A 23,384-nucleotide genomic window follows, 5' to 3' on the forward strand; every position below is an offset into this window, starting at 1 on the left:
CGCCATCCCGTAATCAGCCTGCCGATCCGATGCTGCGGAGTTATCGATGACGACATCCCAGGACGAAGTTGTCAGGGCGCTGCGCGCCTCCCTCAAGGAAGCGGAGCAACTGCGGCAGCAGAACCGGAAGCTGACGGCCGCCAACACCGAGCCGGTGGCCATCGTGGGCATGGCCTGCCGGTTCCCCGGCGGGGTGACCACGCCCGAGGAGCTGTGGCGGCTGGTCCAGTCGGGCGGCGACGCGGTGTCGCGCTTCCCGGACGACCGCGGCTGGGACGTCGAGGCGCTCTACGACCCCGACCCGGACGCCCCGGGCAAGGTCTACGCCCGGGAGGGCGGATTCCTCTACGACGCCGACCTCTTCGACGCGGAGTTCTTCGGGGTCAACCCGCGTGAGGCGCTGGCGATGCACCCGCAGCAGCGCCTGCTGCTGGAGACCAGTTGGGAGGCGCTGGAGCGGGCCGGCATCGACCCGTCCTCGGTGCGCGGCACCCGCACCGGGGTGTTCGCCGGGGTGATGCACCAGGACTACAGCAGCCGGCTGCGCAAGCTGCCCGAGGAGATCGAGGGCTTCTCGGTGACCGGCAGCTCCGGCAGCGTGGTCTCCGGGCGCATCGCCTACACCCTGGGACTTGAGGGCCCCGCCGTCACGGTGGACACGGCGTGCTCCTCCTCGCTGGTGGCGCTGCACCTGGCCTGCCAGGCGCTGCGGCGGGACGAGTGCACACTGGCGCTGGCCGGCGGCGTCACCGTGATGACCAGCCCGGCGGGCTTCGTCGAGTTCAGCCGGCTGCGCGGGCTGTCCCCGGACGGCCGCTGCAAGTCCTTCGCGGCGGCGGCCGACGGCACCGGCTGGTCCGAGGGCGTCGGCACACTCGTCCTGGAGACGCTCTCGGAGGCCCGCCGCAACGGCCACCGGGTGCTCGCGGTGATCCGCGGCTCCGCGGTCAACCAGGACGGCGGCAGCAGCGGGTTCTCCGCCCCGAACGGCCCCTCTCAGCAGCGCGTCATCCGTCAGGCGCTCGACGGCGCCCGCCTCACCCCCGCGGACGTCGACGCCGTGGAGGCGCACGGGACGGGGACGAAGCTCGGCGATCCGATCGAGGCCCAGGCGCTGTTGGCGACCTATGGCCGGGAGCGCCCGGCGGACCGCCCGCTCTGGTTGGGGTCGGTGAAGTCGAACCTGGGTCATACGCAGGCGGCCGCGGGTGTGGCGGGTGTGATCAAGATGGTGTTGGCGATGCGGCATGGGGTTCTGCCGCGGACGTTGCATGTGGATGAGCCGACGCCGCATGTGGACTGGTCGGTCGGTGGGGTGGAGTTGCTGACGGAGGAGCGGGTGTGGCCGGAGACGGGCCGTCCGCGGCGGTCGGCGGTGTCGTCGTTCGGGGTGAGTGGGACCAACGCGCATGTGGTGTTGGAGGAGGCGCCGGAGGAGGCGGCGACCGAGTCGGCCGGGGCGCCCGGGTCGGTCGGGGCGCCGGGTGTGGTGCCGTGGGTGGTGTCGGCGCGGTCGGCGGAGGCGTTGCGGGCGCAGGCCGAGCGGTTGCGGGAGGCGGTGGTCGCGCATCCGGAGTGGCAGCCGGCCGATGTGGGCTGGTCCCTCGCCACCGGCCGGGCCTCCTTCGACCACCGCGCGGTCGTCATCGGCGGCGGCCGGGAGGAGCTCCTTCGCGGGCTGGAGGAGCTGACCTCGGACGCCGCGGACACCGGAGCCTCGTCCGGTGTGGTGACGGGGCGGGTGGCGGGTCGTGGTGGCGCGGTGTTCGTCTTCCCCGGTCAGGGCTCGCAGTGGGCGGGCATGGCGGTGGAGTTGCTGGACTCCTCGACGGTGTTCCGGGAGCGGATCACGGCGTGCGGTGAGGCGCTGGCGCCGTATGTGGACTGGTCGTTGGAGGAGGTGCTGCGCGGCGCGGACGGCGCGCCCTCGTACGACCGGGTGGATGTGGTGCAGCCCGCGCTGTGGGCCGTGATGGTCTCCCTCGCCGAGCTGTGGCGCTCTCACGGCGTCGAACCGGCCGCCGTCATCGGGCATTCGCAGGGGGAGATCGCCGCGGCCTGTGTGGCGGGCGCGCTGTCGCTGGAGGACGGCGCGAAGGTGGTCGCCCTGCGCAGCCGGGCGCTGCGGGAGATCGCGGGTCTGGGTGGGATGGCGTCGGTGCCGCTGCCCGTGGCCGAGGTCGAGCCGCACCTGGCGCGCTGGGACGGCCGGCTGTCGGTGGCCGCGCTCAACGGGCCCCGGTCCACGGTGGTCGCCGGCGAGCGGGAGGCGGTCGAAGGACTCGCCGCCGACCTCGTCGGGCAGGGCGTCCGGGCCCGCGTGATCCCGGTCGACTACGGCTCCCACTCGGTGCAGGTCGAGCGCCTCCGGGAGCGGATCCTCTCCGCCCTGTCCGAGATCGCCCCGCGCACCGGCACCGTGCCCTTCTACTCCACCGTGACCGGCGGGCTGCTGGACACCTCCGAGTTGGACGCCGCGTACTGGTACCGCAATCTGCGCCAGCCGGTGCGGTTCGAGACCGTCGTCCGGGACCTGGTCGAGCGCGGCCACCGGGCGTTCGTCGAGTGCAGCCCGCACCCGGTGCTGACGGTCGGCATCGAGGAGACCGCGGACGCCGCGGAGCGCCCGGTCGTCGCCCTCGGCTCGCTGCGCCGCGACGAGGGCGGCGCGCGGCGCTTCCTCACCTCCCTCGCCGAGGCGTACACCCAAGGACTGGCCGTCGACTGGACCCCGGCGTACGGGGCGGGCCACCCCGGCCGGGTGGAACCGGCGGCACTGCCGACCTACCCCTTCCAGCGCCAGAGCTTCTGGCTGTTGGAGGAGCCGGACACCGCCGCGGAGGCGACCGGGCCGGGCGACAGGGAGGCCGGGTTCTGGCGGGCGGTCGAGGGTGCCGACGTGGCCGCGCTGGCGGCCACGCTCCAGATCGAGGACGCGGCGCAGCGGTCGTCGCTGGACGCGCTGCTCCCGGTGCTCTCCTCCTGGCGGCGGGCCGCCGGTGAGCGGTCCACGGTGGACGGCTGGCGGTACCGGATCACCTGGAAGCCGTTGCCCGAGCCCGCGACCGCCGCGCCGCACGGGACCTGGCTGCTGGCCGTGCCCGCGGGCGCCGCGGACGACCCGCGGGTGGCCGCCGTCGCCCGGGCGCTCACCGAACGCGGCGCGCGGGCCGTCACCCTGGAGCTGTCCCCGCACGACGCGGACCGGGAGGCGCTCGCCGGCCGGCTGCGCACGGCGCTCGGCGAGGACGCCGGTGGGGTGCTGTCGCTGCTCGCCCTGGCGGAGGGGGCCCATCCGGACCACCCCACGCTGCCCGCCGCGACGGCCCTGACCCTGACCCTGGTGCAGGCGCTGGCCGCCGCGGACCTCCCGGCGCCGCTGTGGTGCGCGACCTGGGGAGCGGTCTCCGTGAGCCCCTCCGATCCGCCGCGCGACCCGGCGCACGCCCAGCTGTGGGGGCTCGGTCGGGTCGTGGCGCTGGAGCACCCCCGGCTGTGGGGCGGGCTGCTCGATCTGCCCGAGCGGCTCGACGAGCGGACGCTGGAGCGGCTGAGCGGGGTGCTGGCCGGGGTGGCCGGCCCACGGGCCGGGACCGACGCCGCGACGCCCGGCGCGGGCGGCGAGGACCAGGTGGCGCTCCGCCCGGCCGGGCTGTTCGGGCGGCGTATGGTGAGCGCCGCGCTCGGCGGCGCCGCCCCGCCGCGTCACTGGCGCCCGCGCGGGACGGTGCTCCTCACCGGGGCCACCGGGAGCCTGGGACCGCGGGTGGCCCGCTGGCTGGCGGCGGGCGGTGCCGAGCATCTGGTGCTGGTCAGCCGCAGCGGCCCGGCGGCCGAGGGCGCCGCGGAGCTGGAGGCCGAACTCACCGCCCTGGGCACCGCCGTCACCCTGGCCGCCTGCGACGTGGGCGACCGGGCCGCGGTGGCGGAGCTGCTCGCCGGACTGCGGGAGGCGGGGCACACCGTGCGGGCCGTGCTGCACACCGCCGCCTTCATCGAGCTGGCCCCAGTCGCCGAACTGGCACTGGGGGAGTTCGCCGACGTGCTCTCCGCCAAGGTCGCCGGCGCCGGGCACCTGGCCGACCTCCTCGACCCCGCCGAGCTCGACGCCTTCGTCCTCTTCTCCTCCATCGCCGGTGTCTGGGGCAGCGGGGAGCACGCCGCCTACGCGGCCGCGAACGCGGCGCTGGACGCCCTGGCCGAGCAGGGCCGGGCCCGAGGGCTGCCCATGACCTCGATCGCCTGGGGCGTCTGGGAGGACGCCCTCAACACCTGGAAGGGCGTCGGCAGCGTCGAGGCCACCGAACGCCGGCAGCTGGTGCGACGTCAGGGGCTGCCGCTGATGTCGGCCGAGCTGGCCGTCGCCGCCCTCCAGCAGTCACTCGACCACGACGACACCTTCGTGGCCGTCGCCGAGATCGACTGGGAGCGGTTCGTCCCGCTGTTCACCTCGATGCGGCCCAGCCCGCTGCTCGCCGAGGTGCCCGAGGCCCGCCGGCTGCTGGCGGACGCCGCGCGGCCGGCCGCCGCCGACGACTCGGCCACCGGCACGGAGCTGCGGCAGCGGCTGTCCGGGCTGCCCGCCCCGGACCAGGACCGGATCCTGCTGGAGCTGATACAGACCAGGGCCGCCGCCGTCCTGGGGCACACCACCGCCGACGCCATCGGCAGCGAACGGGCCTTCAAGGACCTCGGCTTCGAGTCCCTGACCGCGGTCGAGCTGCGCAACCGACTGATGGCCGCGACCGGGCTGCGGCTCCCGGCCACCCTGGTCTTCGACTACCCGACCCCGGCCGTGCTCGCCGCCCGGCTGCGGACGGAGCTCTCCGGCGACGCCGCGGACTTCGCCGCCACCGAGCCGGCGGCCCCCGCCGCGGAGCCGGCCACCCGCCACGACGACGAGCCGATCGCGATCGTCTCCATGGCCTGCCGCTACCCCGGCGGCATCGCCGGCCCCGAGGACCTGTGGCGGCTGCTGGCCGCCGGGGGCGACGCGATCTCGGGCTTCCCCGAGGACCGCGGCTGGCACGTGGCGGAGCTCTTCGACCCCGAACCCGGCCGGCGGGGCAGGAGCTATGTGCGGGAAGGCGGCTTCCTCACCGAGGTCGACCGGTTCGACGCCGCCTTCTTCGGCATCAGCCCGCGCGAGGCACTCGCCATGGACCCGCAGCAGCGACTCGTCCTGGAGACGGCCTGGGAGGCGTTCGAACGGGCCGGCCTGGACCAGACCGCGCTGCGCGGCAGCGACACCGGGGCGTTCGTGGGCGCCATGGCCAACGCGTACGGCGTCCAGCCCCACGAGGCCCCCGCCGCCATCGAGGACTACGTGGTGACCGGCAGCGTCACCAGCGTCATCTCGGGACGGCTCGCCTACGCCTTCGGCCTCGAAGGGCCGGCCGTCACGGTGGACACGGCCTGCTCCTCCTCGCTGGTGGCGCTGCACCTGGCCTGCCAGGCGCTGCGCCGCGGCGAGTGCTCGCTCGCCCTGGCGGGCGGGGCCGCGGTGATGCCCACACCCGGGCCGTTCATCGGCTTCAGCAGCGTGCGGTCGCTGTCCCGGGACGGCCGGTGCAAGGCGTTCGCCGACGGTGCCGACGGCTTCGGTCTCGCCGAGGGCGCCGGCATGGTGCTGCTGGAGCGGCTCTCCGACGCCCGGCGCAACGGCCACCGGGTGCTCGCCGTCATCCGCGGCTCCGCCCTCAACCAGGACGGCACCTCCAACGGACTCACCGCGCCCAACGGCCCCTCCCAACAGCGGGTGATCCGCGAGGCGCTGGCCGCCGCCCGACTGTCGGCCGGGGACATCGACGCGGTGGAGGCGCACGGCACCGGCACGTCGCTGGGCGACCCGATCGAGGCCCAGGCGCTGCTGACCACGTACGGCCGGGGGCGGGACGCGGACCGGCCGCTGTGGCTGGGCTCGGTGAAGTCCAACATCGGCCACACCCAGGCCGCGGCCGGGGTGGCCGGCGTGATCAAGATGGTGATGGCGCTGCGCCACGGGGTGCTCCCGCGCACCCTCCACGTCGACCGGCCCTCGACCCACGTCGACTGGTCCGCCGGGGCCGTCGAGCTGCTGGCCGACGAGCGGCCGTGGCCGGAGACCGGCCGACCCCGCCGGGCGGCCGTCTCCGCCTTCGGCATCAGCGGGACCAACGCCCACATGATCCTGGAGCAGGCGCCGCCGGACGAGGCACCCGCGGCGGAGGCTCCGGCGGCCGAGGCGGGAAGGGCTCCGGCGGCCGAGCCGGGGGAGTCGGTCCGGCCGACCACCCCCCAGGCGCTGCCCTGGATCGTCTCCGGGCGCACCGCGGAGGCCCTCCAGGCGCAGGCCGAGCGGCTCCGCGACGCGGTGGTGGCCCACCCCGCGTGGGACATCGCCGACGTCGGCCGGTCGCTGGCCACCACCCGCACCGCCTTCGAACACCGCGGCGTGGTCGTGGCCGCCGACCGCGAGGAGTTCCTGCGCGGTCTGGGCGCCCTGGCGGCCGGCGCCGCCGCCCCCGGCGTGGTGATGGGGGAGGGCGGCGAGAGCCGCGGCGCCCCCGTGCTGGTCTTCCCCGGACAGGGCTCCCAGTGGGCCGGCATGGCCGTGGAGTCGCTGGACTCCTCCGCGGTGTTCCGGGAGCGGCTCACCGCCTGCGCGGAGGCGCTGGCGCCGCACGTCGACTGGTCGCTGGACGCGGTGCTCCGCGGCGAGCGGGGCGCCCCGAGCCTGGCACGGGTGGACGTGGTGCAGCCGGCGCTGTGGGCGGTGATGGTGTCCCTCGCCGCATGGTGGCGTGCGTACGGGGTGGAGCCCGCCGGAGTCATCGGGCATTCGCAGGGGGAGATCGCGGCGGCCTGTGTGGCGGGCGCGCTGTCGTTGGAGGACGGCGCGAAGGTGGTCGCTCTGCGCAGCCGGGCGCTGCGGGAGATCGCGGGTCTGGGTGGGATGGCGTCGGTGCCGCTGCCCGTGGCCGAGGTGGAGCCGCACCTGGCACGCTGGGACGGCCGGCTGTCGGTGGCCGCGCTCAACGGGCCCCGGTCCACGGTGGTCGCCGGCGACCGGGAGGCGATCGCGGGCCTCGTCGACGAGCTGGTCCGACGCGACATCCGGGCCCGAGCGGTCCCGGTGGACTACGCCTCCCACTCCCGCCACGTGGAGCGGATCAGGGAAGGCATCGAGGCGGCCCTCTCCGACATCGCCCCGCGCACCGGCACCGTGCCCTTCTACTCGACCGTGACCGGCGGGCTGCTGGACACCTCCGAGTTGGACGCCGCGTACTGGTACCGGAACCTGCGCCAGCCGGTGCGGTTCGAGACCGTCGTCCGGGACCTGGTCGAGCGCGGCCACCGGGCGTTCGTCGAGTGCAGCCCGCACCCGGTGCTGACGGTCGGCATCGAGGAGACCGCGGACGCCGCGGACCGGCCGGCGGTGGCCCTCGGCTCGCTGCGCCGCCATGAGGGCGGCGGACGACGCTTCCTGACCTCGGTGGCGGAGGCCCACAGCCACGGCCTGGCGGTGGACTGGCGGCCCGCCTTCGCCACCGCCGGCGGGTCGGCGCGGCGGGAGGTGGAGCTGCCCACCTACGCCTTCCAGCGCGAACGGTTCTGGGTGGACGCCCCCGCGGTGACGGCCGGCGGGCACGCCCCGGGGCTGCGCGCGGCCGACCACCCGCTGCTGGCCGGTGAGTTGGGGCTGGCCGACGGCGACGGGGTCGTCCTGACCGGCCGGCTCTCCCGGGACTCGCACCCGTGGCTGGCGGATCACGCGGTGTGGGGTCTGGTGTTGGTGCCGGGGACGGCCTTCGTGGAGCTGGCGCTGTCGGCCGGTGGCCGGGTGGGCTGTGACCGGTTGGAGGAGCTGACGCTCCAGGCGCCGTTGGTGCTTCCGGAGCGCGGCGCGGTGCAGGTGCAGGTGCGGGCGGGCGGCGCGGACGAGGCCGGCCGACGGCCCGTCACCGTCTACTCGCGGCCCGACCGCGACGCCGCCGAGGACGCGCCCTGGACCTGCCACGGCACCGGGGTCGTCGCACCGGCCGAACCCGCCCCGCGGGGTGGACTCGACGGCGCCTGGCCCCCCGCGGGCGCGGAGCCCGTGGCGCTGGACGGGTTGTACGGACGGCTCGCCGCGGACGGGCTGGAGTACGGGCCCGTCTTCCAGGGGCTGCGGGCGGCCTGGCGGCGCGGGGACGAGCTCTTCGCCGAGATCCGGCTTCCGCGGGACCGCCACGCCGACGCCGAACGCTGCGGCCTGCACCCCGCACTGCTGGACGCGGCGCTCCACACCAGCCTGCTCGACGGGCTCGACGAGGTCCAACTGCCCTTCGCCTGGACCGGGGTGACGCTGCGCGCCCGCGCCGCCACCGCGCTGCGGGTCCGGCTGGCCCCGGCCGACGCCGGCGGAATCTCGCTGGAGGTGGCCGACGCCGCCGGCGCCCCGGTCGCCACGGTCGAGGCGCTGGCGGTACGCCCGGTCACCCGGGAGCGGCTGCGCGCCGCCGGTGGCGGACACCAGGAGTCGCTGTACCAGGTCGAGTGGGTCCAGGACACCGCCCCGACCGCCACCGCGCGGTCCCTGCCGGCCGCGGCGACCACGGCCCGGTGGGCGCTGCTGGGCGAGGGTCGCCCGGAGCTGGTCGCGGCGCTGCCCGGGATCGCGACCCACGCGGACCTGGCCGCCCTCGGCGCGGCCCTCGCCGCCGGGGCGCCGACTCCCGAGCTCGTCTTGGTGCCGTGGACCCCGGAGCCGGGCCCGGCCGCGGACTCCGTGCACGCCTCCGTCGTCCGGGCGCTGGGCCTGCTCCAGACGTGGCTGGCGGACGAACGGTTCGCCGGCTCCCGGCTGGTGTGGCTGACCCGGGGCGCCGTCGCCGCCGGCCCCGACGAGGTGTCCGACCTGGCCGGCGCCGCACTGTGGGGCGCGGTGCGCTCCGCAGAGGCGGAACAGCCGGGCCGGTTCGCGCTCGTCGACCTCGACGACGCCGACGCCTCGACGCACGCCCTGCCCGCGGCGCTGGCCGGCGACGCCTTCCCACTCGCCCTGCGGGAGGGCACGGTCCTCGTGCCGCGGCTGGCCCGGCTGACGGCGCCGGCCGCCGAGGACGACCGGCGGGCGGGAGGGACGGCCTCGGCCGGTGGCGACGCCGGCCCGACCGCCGACGACACCGGTCGCGCGCTCGCCGACACCGGCCAGGCCGCCGACGGCGACCACACGCCCGCCCACACCGGTCGCGCGCCGGCCGACGGCACCGTGCTGATCACCGGCGGCACCGGCACCCTGGGCGGCCTGCTGGCGCGGCACCTCGTCGCCGCCCACGGCGTGCGCCACCTGCTGCTGGTCAGCCGTCGTGGCCGGGAGGCCGAGGGAGCCGCGGAGCTGGCCGCCGAACTGACCGGCCGCGGCGCGGACGTGACCATCGCGGCCTGCGACGTCGCCGACCGGGAGGCGCTGGCGGCGCTGCTCGACACGGTGCCGGCCGAGCGGCCGCTCACCGGCGTGGTGCACGCCGCAGGCGCCCTGGACGACGGCGTCATCGCCGCGCTCACCCCCGAGCGCGTGCACGCGGTGCTGCGCCCCAAGGTCGACGCCGCCTGGCATCTGCACGAGCTCACCCGAGACGCCGAGCCGGCGATGTTCGTGCTCTTCTCCGCCGCCGGCCAGGTGCTGGGCAACGCCGGCCAGGCCAACTACGCCGCGGCCAACGCCTTCCTGGACGCGCTGGCCCGGCACCGCCGCGCCCAGGGGCTGCCCGGGACCTCCCTGGCCTGGGGCCTGTGGTCCGCCACCAGCGAGCTGACCGGCCGGCTCGACGAGGCCGACCGCGGCCGGCTGCGCCGCTCCGGCGTGCTGCCGCTGTCCACGGCCGAGGCGCTGGAACTGTTCGACGCCGCGCTCGCCCAGGAGCGGCCGGCGGTGGTGCCGGTACGGCTGGACCTCGCCGCGCTGCGCGCCGCGGCCACCCCGCCGCCCCCGCTGCTGCGCGGCCTCGTCGGCGCGCGGACCGCACCCGAGGCGGCGGCACGACTCACCGAGACGCCGGCCGACAGCGGGGCCGCCCTCCGCCGGCGGCTGGCGGGGCTGACCGGGCCGGAGCGGGAGGACGCGCTGCTTGACCTGGTGCGCGGCCATGTCGCCACGGTCCTCGGATACGCCGACCCCGGAGCGGTCGACACCGCGCGCGGCTTCCTCGACTCCGGGTTCGACTCGCTGCGGGCCGTGGAGCTCCGCAACCGCCTGGGGGCCGCCGCCGGGGTACGGCTGCCGGCCACGCTGATCTTCGACCACCCCAGCCCCGCCGCCGTGGCGACCCTCCTCGGGACGCTCCTGGTAGTGCCGGGGGACGGGGCGCCGGAACCGGCCGGGTTCGCCGAACTCGACGGCCTGGAGGCCGCCGTACGGGGCCTGTCCGCGGACGACCCGGCGCGCGAGCGGCTCGCCGAACGGCTGCGGGGGCTGCTGACCCGCCTCGACGGGGAGTCCGAGGGGACGACCGGCGCCGGGACCGAGGTCGAGTCGGCCACGCTCGACGAGATCTTCGACATCGTCGAGAACGAGTTGAGGAAGTCGTGAGCCGCCGCCGCATCCGGAAGACCGCAGCACAGAAGGGACTTGGGTGATGACGACGACGGCGAGTGACGAGAAGGTCCTCGACTACCTCAAGCGGCTGACCGTCGACCTGCGCCGGACCCGGCAGCGGCTGCACGAGGTCGAGGCGGGGACCCGGGAGCCGATCGCGGTGGTGGGCATGGCGTGCCGGTTCCCCGGCGGCGTCACCTCCCCCGAAGAGCTGTGGCAGCTGGTGGCGTCCGGGACCGACGCCATATCGGAGTTCCCCGCCGACCGCGGCTGGGACCCGGACCTCTACCACCCCGACCCGGCACGGCCCGGCACCAGCACCGTGCGCGAGGGCGGATTCCTGCACGACGCCGCGCGGTTCGACGCGTCGTTCTTCGGGATCAGCGCACGCGAGGCGCTGGCCATGGACCCGCAGCAGCGGCTGCTGCTGGAGACCTCATGGGAGGCCGTCGAGCGCGCGGGCATCGACCCGGCGACGCTGGCCGGCACCCGGACCGGCGTCTTCGCGGGCGTCATCTACCAGGACTACGCCTCCCGGCTGCGCCGGGTGCCGCCGGAGTTCGAGGGCTACATCGGCAACGGCAGCACCGGCAGCGTCGCCTCCGGCCGGGTGGCCTACACCTTCGGCCTCGAAGGGCCGGCGGTCAGCGTGGACACCGCGTGCTCCTCGTCGCTGGTGGCGCTGCACCTGGCCTGTCAGTCGCTGCGCCACGGGGACTGCACCATGGCACTGGCGGGCGGGGTGACCGTCATGGCGTCCCCCATGGCGCTCGTCGAGTTCAGCCGGCAGCGCGGCCTGGCCGGGAACGCGCGCTGCAAGGCGTTCTCCGCCGCCGCCGACGGCACCGGCCTGGGCGAGGGCGTCGGCATGCTGCTGCTGGAGCGCCTTTCGGACGCCCGCCGGGCCGGCCACCGGGTGCTCGCGGTGATCCGGGGCAGCGCGGTCAACCAGGACGGCGCCAGCAGTGGGCTCACCGCCCCGAGCGGCCCGGCCCAGCAGCGGGTCATCCGCCAGGCGCTGGCCCATGCCGGTCTGACCCCGGCAGAGGTCGACGCCGTGGAGGCGCACGGCACCGGCACCACCCTCGGCGACCCCATCGAGGCCCAGGCCCTGCTGGCCACCTACGGCCAGGGCCGGCCGGCCGACCGGCCGCTCTGGCTGGGCTCGGTGAAGTCCAACATCGGCCACGCGCAGGCCGCGGCCGGGGTGGCGGGCGTGATCAAGATGGTGATGGCGCTGCGCCACGGGGTGCTCCCGCGCACCCTGCACATCGACGAACCCACCCCGCACGTGGACTGGACGGCCGGCGCGGCGGCCCTGCTGACCGAGGCCAGGCCCTGGCCGCGGCCCCAGCCCGCCGCCCGGAACGGGACCGCGGCGGGCAACGGTGCCGCGGTGGGGAACGGGACCGGAGCGGGCAACGGTGCCGCGGCGGGCAACGGGGCCGGAGCGGGTGCCGCCGTCGGTGCGCGGGAGGCTCGGCGCCGGGCCGGGGTCTCCTCCTTCGGCGTCAGCGGCACCAACGCCCACCTCATCCTGGAAGAGGCCCCCGAGCCGCCCGCGGCGGAGGCCGTCCCCGGCGCTCCCGGAGGGGCCGGCACCCTCGTGCCGTGGGTGCTGTCCGCCAAGTCCGAGGTGGCGTTGCGCGCCCAGGCCGAGCGGCTGCGGAACCATCTGGAGGCGCGTCCGCAGCTCACCGCCGCCGAGGTCGGCGCGGCGCTCGCCACCACCCGTACCGCCTTCGAGCACCGCGCGGTGCTGGTGGCCGCCGACCGTGCCGAGCTGCGGGCGGGCGTCGCCGCGCTGGCCGCCGGGCACCCCGGTGCCGAGGTGGTGCGCGGCACCGCGGCGGCCCACGGCCGGGTGGTGCACGTCTTCCCCGGCCAGGCGCCCTGGTGGGACGGCGCCGCGGCCGAACTGCTCGATACCACCCCCGAGTTCGCCCGCCGCATGGCCGAGTGCGAGGCCGCGTTGGCCTCCTTCGTCGACTGGTCCCTGCGGGACGTGGTGCGCGGCGCCGAGGGCGCTCCGCCCGCCGACCGGCCGGACGTCGCCGGGGCCGTGCGGTGGGCGGTGCTGGTCTCGCTCGCCGAGCTGTGGAGCCACCACGGCCTGGCGCCCGCCGCCGTGGTGAGCCACGGGCCCGGCCCCGGCGAGATCGCCGCGGCCTGCGCCGCCGGAGCGCTGACGCTGAAGGACGGGGCGCGGCTGGTCGCCTTCGACGGCGCCGCCGCGGAGGACGACGAACCCGTGGAAGCGGTCGAGTCGCTCGCGGCCGAGGTGCCGTTCTACGCGACGACGGCCCGCCCCGAGCCGTCCCCCGCCGCGGGCGAACGGGCCGGGGCAGGGGCGGACGCGGTGCCCGCGGACACCGCCGAGCCCGGGACGGACGACACGGTCGTGCGCCCCCTCGACACCGCGGGACTGGACGCACGGTACTGGTGCCGCGAGGACGTCCCCGCCGGGCCCCCGGCCGCCCTGTCTCAGACGGCTCGATCCAGGGACGGTCGGTCCAGGGACGGGCGTTCCAGGGACGGGCGTTCCAGGGACGGGCGGCCCCAGGTCGGCCGGTCCCAGGACAGCCATTCCCAGGACAGTCAGGCCCAGGACAGTCAGGCCCAGGACAGTCAGGCCCAGGACAGTCAGGCCCAGGACAGTCAGGCCAAGGTTGCTCGGTCCCAGGACAGCCAGTCCGAGGTTGCTCGGTCCCAGGACGGCCGGCCTCAGGTCGACCTGCAACGCACCGTACGGGCGCTGCTCGGCCGCGGGCACACGGTGTTCATCGAGATCAGCCCCGAGCCGACGGTCGTCGAGACGATCGCGGGGGTCGTTCGCGACGCCGATCGCAGGGCGCTGGCCGTCGGCACGCTGCGCCGCGCGGACGGCGGTCCGGACCGGTTCCTGCGCTCGCTGGCCGAGCTGTACGCCGCCGGGGTGCCGGTGGACTGGTCCGCGGTCTTCGGCCCGGCCGCGGGCGCGGCCGACGTCGAGCTGCCGACCTACCCCTTCCAGCGGCGGCGCTACTGGCTCGACGACACGCTCCCCTCCGGCGACCTGGCTGCCTCCGGACTCCGCGCGGCGGACCACCCGCTGCTGAGCGCCGCCGTCGAACTCCCCGACTCCGAGGGGCTGCTGTTCACCGGCCGGCTGTCGACCCGCACCCATCCGTGGCTCGCCGACCACGTGGTCATGGACCGGGTGCTGCTGCCCGGCACGGCCGGCGTCGAGCTCGCCCTGTGGGCGGCCGCTCGCGTGGGCTGCGACCGCGTCGAGGAGCTCACGCTGCACGCCCCGCTGGAGATCCCCGCGGCGGACGACGGGCGGACGGACGGAGTCTCGATCCGGCTGGCCGTCGGCGGCGCCGACGACACCGGCCGCCGTACGGTGCACCTCTACTCGCGCCCCGCGTCCGCCGACGCCGCCGACCCGACCACCGGCCCCGAACTCGCCGCCGTCCTCGACCCGGCGGCCGGCCCCGACCGATCCTGGACCCGACACGCCAGCGGGACGCTGACCGCCGGCGCCCCGGCGCCCGCCTTCGACCTGATGGTGTGGCCGCCGAAGGGGGCGGAGGAGGTCCCGATCGGCGACCTCTACGAGCGGGCCGCACGGCGCGGATACCGCTACGGGCCGGCCTTCCAGGGCCTCACGTCGGTCTGGCGCCGCGGTGCCGAGGTGTTCGCCGAGGTCCGCCTGGACCGGGAACGGGAGCTCGACGCAGGCCGGTTCACGGTCCATCCGGCGCTGCTCGACGCGGCCGTGCAGGCGTACGCCGTCGCCGTGCCCGAGGCCGCCTCCGGCACGCGCATGCCGTTCTCCTGGCGCGGAGTGTCCCTGCGGGCCGCCGGCGCCACCACCGCCGTACGGGTGCGGCTGAACCCCACCGGCCCCGACGCCATGGCGATCGACGTCGCGGACGCCACCGGCGCCCCGCTCGGCTCGGTGCGCGGCCTCGTGCTGCGGCCCGTGCGCGCGCTCGGCGCGGTCCCCGAGGAAGGCGGCGCGTCGCTCTTCCGCCTGGACTGGGTGCCGGTGCCGGTGCCGCCGTCGACACCGACCGAGTCGCCTTCCACCGAGCGGTGGGTGTGGCTGGGCGCGGGGGACGGAGTCGGCGACGCGATGGGCTCCGCCGTGCCCACCCACCCGGATCTGGCCGCGCTGGCGGCGGCCGTCGACGCGGGCGCGGCGGTGCCGGAGGTGGTGGTCGCCCCCCTCGCGTGCGCGGAGCGGCTCGCCGTGCCGGACGCCGTACGCGCCGCCACCGCGGATGCCCTGCGCCTGCTGCGGGACTGGCTGGCGGACCGCCGGTTCGCCGGCTCGCGGCTCGTGGTCGTGACGCGCGGTGCGGTCGCCGCCGGCGACGCGGACACGGACGGACCTGATCTGGCGGGCGCCGCGGTCTGGGGCCTGCTCCGGACCGCCCAGGCGGAGCACCCGAACCGGTTCACGCTCCTGGACCTGGACCTGGACCTGGACCTGAGTGCGGATCCGACCTCGGATACGGCAACCCCGGATACGGCAACCCCGGATACAACAAGCTCAGCCGCGGCATGTGAAGCCGCGTCCGCGGATCGGCGGTCCCCGGACCCCGCGATCCCCACGGGCGAGCAGCTCGGGACCGTGCTGGCGGTGGACGAACCCCAGTTGGCGCTGCGTCAGGGGAGGCTGCTCGCGCCCCGTCTGGTGCGGCACCCGGATGCCCCGGCATCCGTGACGAAGCACGACCCGGTCCCCGCCTCACCGCCCGTCCCGGCGGCCACCCCGCCCGTGGAGCTCGGCTGCGATCCGCGGGGCACCGTCCTGATCACCGGTGGCACCGGCACGCTCGGCGCCCTCGTCGCCCGGCACCTGGCCGCGCGCGGCGCCCGGCACCTGCTGCTCACCAGCCGCCGGGGCGAGCGGGCGCCGGGGGCCGCGGAACTGGTGGCGGAGCTGGCGGAGCTCGGCGCCCGAGCCACGGTGGCCGCCTGCGACGTCGCCGACCCGGCCGCGCTCGAAGCGCTGTTGGGCGGGGTGCCCGCGGAGCATCCGCTGACGGCCGTGGTCCACGCGGCCGGAGCGGTCGACGACGGTGTGCTGGAGGCGCTCACCCCGGAGCGGTTCGACCCCGTGCTGCGGCCCAAGGCCGACGCCGCCTGGCGGCTGCACGAGCTCACCCGGCACCTCGACCTGTCGGCGTTCGTGCTCTTCTCCTCCGCCGCCGGCGTCATCGGCGCGCCCGGCCAGGCCAACTACGCGGCCGCCAACGCCTTCCTCGACGCCCTGGCACGGCGCCGCCGCGCCCAGGGCCTGCCGGGGCAGTCGCTGGCCTGGGGGCTGTGGGAGGAGCGCAGCGCCCTGACGGCGAAACTGGGCGAGGCCGACCTCGCCAGGATGGCCCGGAGCGGGGTGCTGCCGCTGGCCACGGAGGAGGCGCTGGCGCTGTTCGACGCCGGCCGCGCGCTCGACGAACCGGCGCTCGTCCCGCTCCACCTGGACCCCGTGCGGCCGCGTTCCGGGGCGGGTCGCGGAGCCGGCGCCACCCCGGCCGTGCTGCGGGACCTGCTCGGCGCGCGGGAGGGCCGCCCGGCGCGGTCCCGGACGCCCGGGAGCCGGGCCGCGACCCCGAACGGCGCCGCGACCGGCTCCGACAGCGGCCCCGCGGCCGTGCTGCGCCGCCGGCTGTCGACCCTGAACGAGACCGAGAGCGAGCGCGTCCTGCTCGACCTCGTACGCACCCGCGCGGCGGCCGTGCTGCGGCAGCTCAGGCCCGCCGACATCGAACCGGACCGGGGATTCGTGGACCTCGGCTTCGACTCGCTCACCGACCTGGAGCTCCGCGACGCGCTGGAGACCGCGACCGGGCTGTCACTGCCCGCCACGCTGATCTTCGACCACCCCACCGCCGCCGCCCTCGCCGGCCATCTGCGCCGGGAGTTCGCCGCCGACGACACCGTCGAGGTGGGCCCCGCGCTGGAGGAGCTCGACCGGCTGGAGGAGTTCCTCGCGCCCTTCGCCGCCGACGGCGACGCCAGGACGGCGATCGGCCTGCGCCTGCGCGACCTGCTGTCCCGATGGGGCGACGAGGGCCCCGGCGGCGGGAGCGAGACCGCACCACACGACCTGGCGTCGGCGACCGACGACGAGCTCTTCGCGGTGCTCGAAGGGCTGCGCGGCACCGACCCCGGTACACCGGCGAATCCGCACGGGCTTTAGGAGCTGGCTCAAGTGGCAAACGAAGACAGGCTGCGCGACCACCTCCGGTGGGCGACCGCCGAACTCACCGAGGCGCGCCGCCGCGTGCGGGAGCTGGAGGAGGCCGAGCGCGAACCCATCGCGATCATCGGCATGAGCTGCCGGCTGCCGGGCGGCGTGGACACGCCGGAGGCGCTGTGGCGGCTGGCGATCGCGGGCGAGGACGCCATCGGCGAGCCGCCCGCGGACCGCGGCTGGCGCGTCGAGGACTTCTACGACCCCGACGCCACCCGACCCGGCACCTCCTATGTGCGCACCGGCGGCTTCATCGACGGCGCGGACCGGTTCGACCCGGCGCTCTTCGACATCAGCCCCCGCGAGGCGCTGGCCATGGACCCCCAGCAGCGGCTGCTGATGGAGGCCGCCTGGGAGGCTCTGGAGCGGGCCGGGGTCGCCCCGGCGAGCGTGCGCGGCGCCCCGGTCGGCGTCTACGCCGGCCTCATGTACCACGAGTACGCCGCCCGGCTGACGGAGGTGGACGAGGCCGTCGCCGCCTTCCTGGGCAGCGGGAACTCCGGCAGCGTCGCCTCCGGGCGCATCGCCTACACCCTGGGACTGGAGGGCCCCGCCGTCACGGTGGACACGGCCTGCTCCTCCTCGCTGGTCGCCCTGCACCTGGCGGCGCAGGCGCTGCGCCGCGGCGACTGCACGCTGGCCCTGGCCGGCGGCGTCACCGTGATGGTCACCCCTGGGAGCCTCATCGAGTTCAGCCGGCAGCGCGGCCTCGCCCCGGACGGTCGCTGCAAGTCCTTCGCCGCGGCGGCCGACGGCACGGCCTGGGGCGAGGGCGTCGGCATGCTGCTGCTGGAGCGGCTCTCCGACGCCCGCCGCAACGGCCACCGGGTGCTCGCGGTGATCCGCGGCTCCGCGGTCAACCAGGACGGCGCGAGCAGCGCCCTCTCCGCTCCCAACGGCCCCTCCCAGCAGCGTGTCATCCGCCGGGCCCTCGCCGACGCCGGCCTGTCGGCCGACCTCGTCGACGCCGTGGAGGCGCACGGGACCGGGACGAAGCTCGGCGATCCGATCGAGGCCCAGGCGTTGCTGGCCACGTACGGTCGGGGACGGCCGGCCGACCGGCCGCTGTGGCTGGGCTCGCTGAAGTCGAACCTGGGGCATACGCAGGCGGCCGCGGGTGTGGCGGGTGTGATCAAGATGGTGTTGGCGATGCGGCATGGGGTGTTGCCGCGGACGTTGCATGTGGATGAGCCGACGCCGCATGTGGACTGGTCGGTCGGTGGGGTGGAGTTGCTGACGGAGGAGCGGGTGTGGCCGGAGACGGGCCGTCCGCGGCGGTCGGCGGTGTCGTCGTTCGGGGTGAGCGGTACCAACGCGCATGTGGTGTTGGAGGAGGCGCCGGAGGAGGAGGTGGCGACCGGGTCGGCCGGGGTGCCGGGTGTGGTGCCGTGGGTGGTGTCGGCGCGGTCGGCGGAGGCGTTGCGGGCGCAGGCCGAGCGGTTGCGGGAGGCGGTGTTCGCGCATCCGGAGTGGCAGCCGGCCGACGTGGGCTGGTCCCTCGCCACCGGCCGCTCACCGCTGGAGCACCGCGCCGTCGTCGTCGGCGCGGACCGCGAAACGCTCCTCCGTGGCCTGGAGAGCCTCGCCGGAGGCCCCGGGACGGGCGGAGCGCCCGGCGTGGTGACGGGACACGCCGCCGGTCGCGGTGGGGCGGTGTTCGTCTTCCCCGGTCAGGGCTCGCAGTGGGCGGGCATGGCGGTGGAGTTGCTGGACTCCTCGACGGTGTTCCGGGAGCGGATCACGGCGTGTGGTGAGGCGTTGGCGCCGTATGTGGACTGGTCGTTGGAGGAGGTGCTGCGCGGCGCGGACGGCGCGCCCTCGTACGACCGGGTGGATGTGGTGCAGCCCGCGCTGTGGGCCGTGATGGTCTCCCTGGCGGAGTTGTGGCGTGCGTACGGGGTGGAGCCGGCCGCCGTCATCGGGCACTCACAGGGGGAGATCGCCGCGGCCTGTGTCGCCGGGGCGCTGTCGCTGGAGGACGGCGCGAAGGTGGTCGCCCTCCGCAGCAAGGCGCTGCTGGCGCTCTCCGGCGCGGGCGGCATGGTGTCCGTGGCCCTGCCCTCCGAGACCGTGCGCGAGCGGCTCGCGCGCTGGGGCGACCGGCTCTCCGTCGCCGCCGTCAACGGCCCGTCCGCCACAGTGGTCTCCGGGGACCCGGCGGCACTGGACGAGCTGCTCGCCGAGTGCGAGGAGCGGGACGAGCGCGCCCGGCGCATCCCGGTGGACTACGCCTCGCACTCCGCCCATGTGGACCGCCTCCAGGAGGTGTTGAGAGCCGACCTGGCGTCCATCGCCCCGCGCGCCGCGGGGGTGCCGTTCTACTCGACGGTGACCGGCGGCCTGTTGGACACCGTCGAGCTCGACGCCGCCTACTGGTACCGGAACCTCCGCCACACCGTCCGCTTCGACACCGCCGTGCGGGCGGCGGTCGCCGACGGCCTCGGCGTGTTCGTCGAGGCCAGCCCGCACCCGGTGCTGACCATGGCCATCGAGGACGCCGCCGCCGTCGGCTCGCTGCGCCGCGACGAGGGCGGCCCGGAGCGCTTCCTCACCTCCCTGGCCGAGGCGTACGCGCTGGGCGTGCCGATCGCCTGGGAGCGGGCCTTCGCGGGGGCGCGACGGGTGGAGCTGCCCACGTACGCCTTCCAGCGCCGTCGCTTCTGGCTGGACGCGCCGGCGACCACCGGCGACGTGGGCGCGGTCGGGCAGCGCGCCACCGGCCATCCGCTGCTCGGCGCCGCGGTGCCGCTCGCAAGCGACGACGGGCTGCTGCTCACCGGCCGGCTGTCGGTGGAGTCGCAGCCGTGGCTGGCCGACCACGCGGTGTGGGGCACGGTGGTGGTGCCGGGGGCCGCGCTGGTGGAGCTCGCCGTGCGGGCCGGTGACGAGGTCGGCTGCACGGTGCTGGACGAGCTGACGCTCCAGGCGCCGCTGGTCCTGCCGGAGCGGGGCGGTGTCCACCTCCAACTGGCGGTCGACGCCCCGGACGAGGGCGGACGGCGGGCGCTGAGCCTGCACTCCCGGGCCGCGGACGCCGACGCGACCCCGTGGACCTGCCACGCGACCGGTTTCCTGACCACCGGCGACCTCGCGGCCGGCGGGGAGTTGACGGCCTGGCCGCCCCCCGGGGCGGAGCCGGTGCCGCTCGACGGCGTCTACGAGCGACTCGCCGCCGACGGGCTCGGGTACGGCCCGGCCTTCCAGGGACTGCGGGCGGCCTGGCGGCGCGGGGACGAGCTCTTCGCGGAGGTGCGGCTGGCGCCCGCACAGCACGCGGCCGCCGCGGAGTTCGCCCTCCACCCGGCGCTGCTGGACGCGGCCCTGCACCTCGCCGCGGCGACCCGGACGACGGGCTCGGGCCCCGGGACGGCGCCGACCCCCGAGCCGTCCCCGGACGCCACCGGAACGGTGCGGCTGCCCTTCTCCTGGACCGGGGTGGCGGTGCACGCCACCGGCGCCACCGCGCTCCGGGTCCGGTCGACACCCGCCGGTCCCGACGGGGTGTCCCTGGTGGTGGCGGACGCGACCGGGGCACCGGTGGCCACGGTGGAGTCGCTGGTGAGCCGCCCGATCTCGGCGGAGCGACTGCGGGACGCCGACGGCGGCCCCCGCGATCCGCTGCTCCGGGTGGACTGGACTCCGCTGCCGCTCCCGGCCACGGCGCCCGCCCCCGCCCGTTGGGCCCTGCTCGGCCCCGACCGGACGGCCGCCCCGCGGACCACCGCGGGGACCATCCTGGACCACCACGCCGACCCGGCCGCGCTGACCGCGGCGCTCGCCGCCGGTGAGGCCGCGCCGGACGCGGTGTTCGTGACCTTCGACGGCGGACCACGGACCCCGGATCCGAGGACCGGAGAACCTGGGATCGGCCTTCCGCCGGCCGACCCCGCCGAGGCCGCCCGCGCGGTCACCCACCGCGCGCTGGCACTGCTGCGGGAGTGGCTGGCCGACGAACGGCTCGCGGCCACCCGGCTGGTGGTCCTCACCCGCGGCGCCGTGGCCGCCGCCCCCGGCGAGTCCGTACGGGACCTGGCGCACGCCCCGGTGTGGGGGCTGGTCCGCTCCGCGCAGACCGAGAATCCCGGTCGGCTGGTGCTGCTGGACGTCGACGGCACGGCCCCCGCGCCCGAGCCGCTGTCGTACGCCCTGGCGAGCGGCGAGCCGCAACTCGCGCTGCGCGCGGGGCAGGTGCTGGTGCCGCGGCTCGCGCGGGCCGACGCCGGCCACGCCCTGCGACCGCCGCGCGAGCCCGGCGCCTGGCGGCTGGACGTCACCGCCAAGGGCACCCTGGAGAACCTGGCCCTGCTGCCGAGCCCCGAGGCGACGGCGCCACTGAAGCCGGGGCACGTGCGGGTCGCCGTGCACGCCGCCGGGATGAACTTCCGCGATGTGCTCCTCGGCCTCGGCATGGTCGACCAGGACGTCATGGGCGGAGAGGCGGCCGGCGTGGTGCTGGAGACCGCCCCGGACGTCACCGACCTGGCGCCCGGCGACCGGGTCATGGGCATGGTGCCCGGCTGCTTCGGACCGGTCGCGGTCGTCGACCGGCGACTCGTCGCCAGGATGCCCGAGGGCTGGACCTACAGCGAGGCCGCCACCGTCCCGATCGCCTTCCTCACCGCCTACTACGGCCTGGTGGACCTCGCGGACGTCCGCCCCGGAGAGTCGGTGCTGATCCACGCGGCCACCGGCGGCGTCGGCATCGCCGCGGTGCAGCTCGCCCGGCACCTGGGGGCGGAGGTGTTCACCACGGCGAGCCCCGCCAAGTGGGACGCGCTGCGCGCCCAGGGGATCGAGGACGCCCGCATCGCCTCCTCCCGCTCCCTGGAGTTCGAGGACGCCTTCCGCGCCGCCACCGCCGGCCGGGGCCTGGACGTCGTGCTGAACTCCCTGGCCCACGAGTACGTCGACGCGTCCCTGCGGTTGCTGCGCGACGGCGGCCGGTTCGTGGAGATGGGCAAGACCGACATCCGGGACGCCGACGCGGTCGCCGCCGCCCATCCGGGGATCGGCTACCAGTGGTTCGACCTGATCGAGGCCGGACCCGAGCGGATCGGCGAGATGCTGGCCGAGCTGATGGCGCTCTTCGAGCGCGGGGTGCTGCGGCCGCTGCCGGCGACCACCTGGGACGTACGCCGGGGTCTGGACGCCTTCCGGTTCATGAGCCAGGCCCGGCACATCGGCAAGGTGGTGCTCACCATGCCGCGCGCCCTGGACCCCGAGGGCACCGTGCTGATCACCGGCGGCACCGGGGTGCTGGGCGGCCTGGTCGCCCGCCACCTGGTCGCGGAGCACGGCGTACGACGGCTGCTGCTGCTCTCCCGGCAGGGCCCGGCGGCCGAGGGCGCCGCCGAGCTCGACGCCGAACTGACCGCGCTCGGCGCCCGGGTGACCGTGGCCGCCTGTGACGCCGCCGACCGGGACGCCCTGGCCGGGGTGCTCGCCGCCATCGAGCCGGAGCACCCGCTCACCGGCGTCGTGCACGCCGCGGGCGTGCTGCGCGACAGCGTGATCGGCTCGCTCACCGCCGAACAGGTGGACGCCGTGGCGCGCCCCAAGATCCAGGCGGCCTGGAACCTCCACGAGCTGACCCGCGACGCCGACCTGGCCGCCTTCGTCCTCTTCTCCTCCTCCGCCGCCACCCTCGGCGGCGCCGGACAGGGCAACTACGCGGCCGCCAACGCCTTCCTGGACGCGCTCGCGCACGCCCGGCGGGCCGCGGGGCTGCCCGGGCTGTCCCTGGCCTGGGGGCTGTGGGCGCGGGCCAGCGGCATGACCGGACACCTGGACGAGACCGCCAGGGACCGGATGCGCAGGTCCGGGGTGACCCCACTGTCCGACGCGGACGGACTGGAGCTGTTCGGCGCCGCCCTGCGCACCGCGGACCAGCCGCTGCTGGTGGCGATGGGCCTGGACGTCGCGGCGCTCCGCGCCTCCGCCGCGCACACCGGCGTCCCCCCGCTGCTCCGCGGACTCGCCGGCGCGCCCGCGCGACGCACCGTGGAGCACTCGGCCGACCCCCGGGGCGCCGAGGCCCTCGCCCGTCGACTGGCCGCGCTGCCGGCCGTCGAGCGCGGCCGGGCGCTGCTGGACCTCGTCCGGGAGCACACCGCGACGGTGCTGGGGCACGCCTCCCCGGAGGCGGTCCAGCCGGGCCAGCCGTTCAAGCAGCTCGGCTTCGACTCGCTGACCTCGGTGGAGCTGCGCAACCGGCTGGGCGCCGCCACCGGGCTGCGCCTCCCGGCCACCCTGGTCTTCGACCATCCCACCCCCGCCGCCCTGGCCGAGGAGCTACGGGCCCAACTGAGCCCCGACACCGGGCAGGAGGCCGCGCAGGCCGCGCGGGAGGCGTCCGTGGAGGCGGAGATCCGCGCCGCGCTCGCCACCATCCCGCTGTCCCGGCTGCGCGAGGCGGGACTCGCCGACGCGCTGCTCGAACTCGCCGGGTACGGCGGCGGGACCGGTCCGGCGGACGACGGCGCCACGGCGGCGGACCCGGCGGACTCCATCGACGCCATGGACGCCGACGACCTCGTCAGCATGGCGCTCGACGGCACAGACCTCTGATCGCGT

The 23,384-nt window shown here is 76.5% G+C and carries 3 protein-coding genes; all 3 read left to right on the forward strand.

Going from position 1 to position 23,384, the window contains the following annotated elements:
* The first annotated feature begins 46 nt into the window (after positions 1-46).
* From LRS74_RS29460 to LRS74_RS29470, 3 genes are read left to right on the forward strand one after another with little or no spacing between them, the layout of a single operon-like run.
* A complete protein-coding gene (locus tag LRS74_RS29460) occupies positions 47-10,555 on the forward strand; it encodes a type I polyketide synthase (RefSeq protein ID WP_277743838.1) in 10,509 nt (3,502 codons plus the stop codon).
* Positions 10,556-10,601: 46 nt separating this feature from the next.
* On the forward strand, positions 10,602-16,757 hold the full coding sequence (locus LRS74_RS29465) for a type I polyketide synthase (RefSeq protein WP_277743839.1): 6,156 nt from the start codon (positions 10,602-10,604) through the stop codon (positions 16,755-16,757).
* Positions 16,758-16,769: 12 nt separating this feature from the next.
* Positions 16,770-23,378 carry a type I polyketide synthase gene (locus LRS74_RS29470; RefSeq protein ID WP_277743840.1) on the forward strand — a complete coding sequence of 2,203 codons (6,609 nt, stop codon included), beginning with the start codon at positions 16,770-16,772 and terminating at the stop codon, positions 23,376-23,378.
* The last annotated feature ends 6 nt before the right edge of the window (positions 23,379-23,384 follow it).

It is taken from the genome of Streptomyces sp. LX-29 (assembly GCF_029541745.1).
GTDB lineage: Bacteria > Actinomycetota > Actinomycetes > Streptomycetales > Streptomycetaceae > Streptomyces.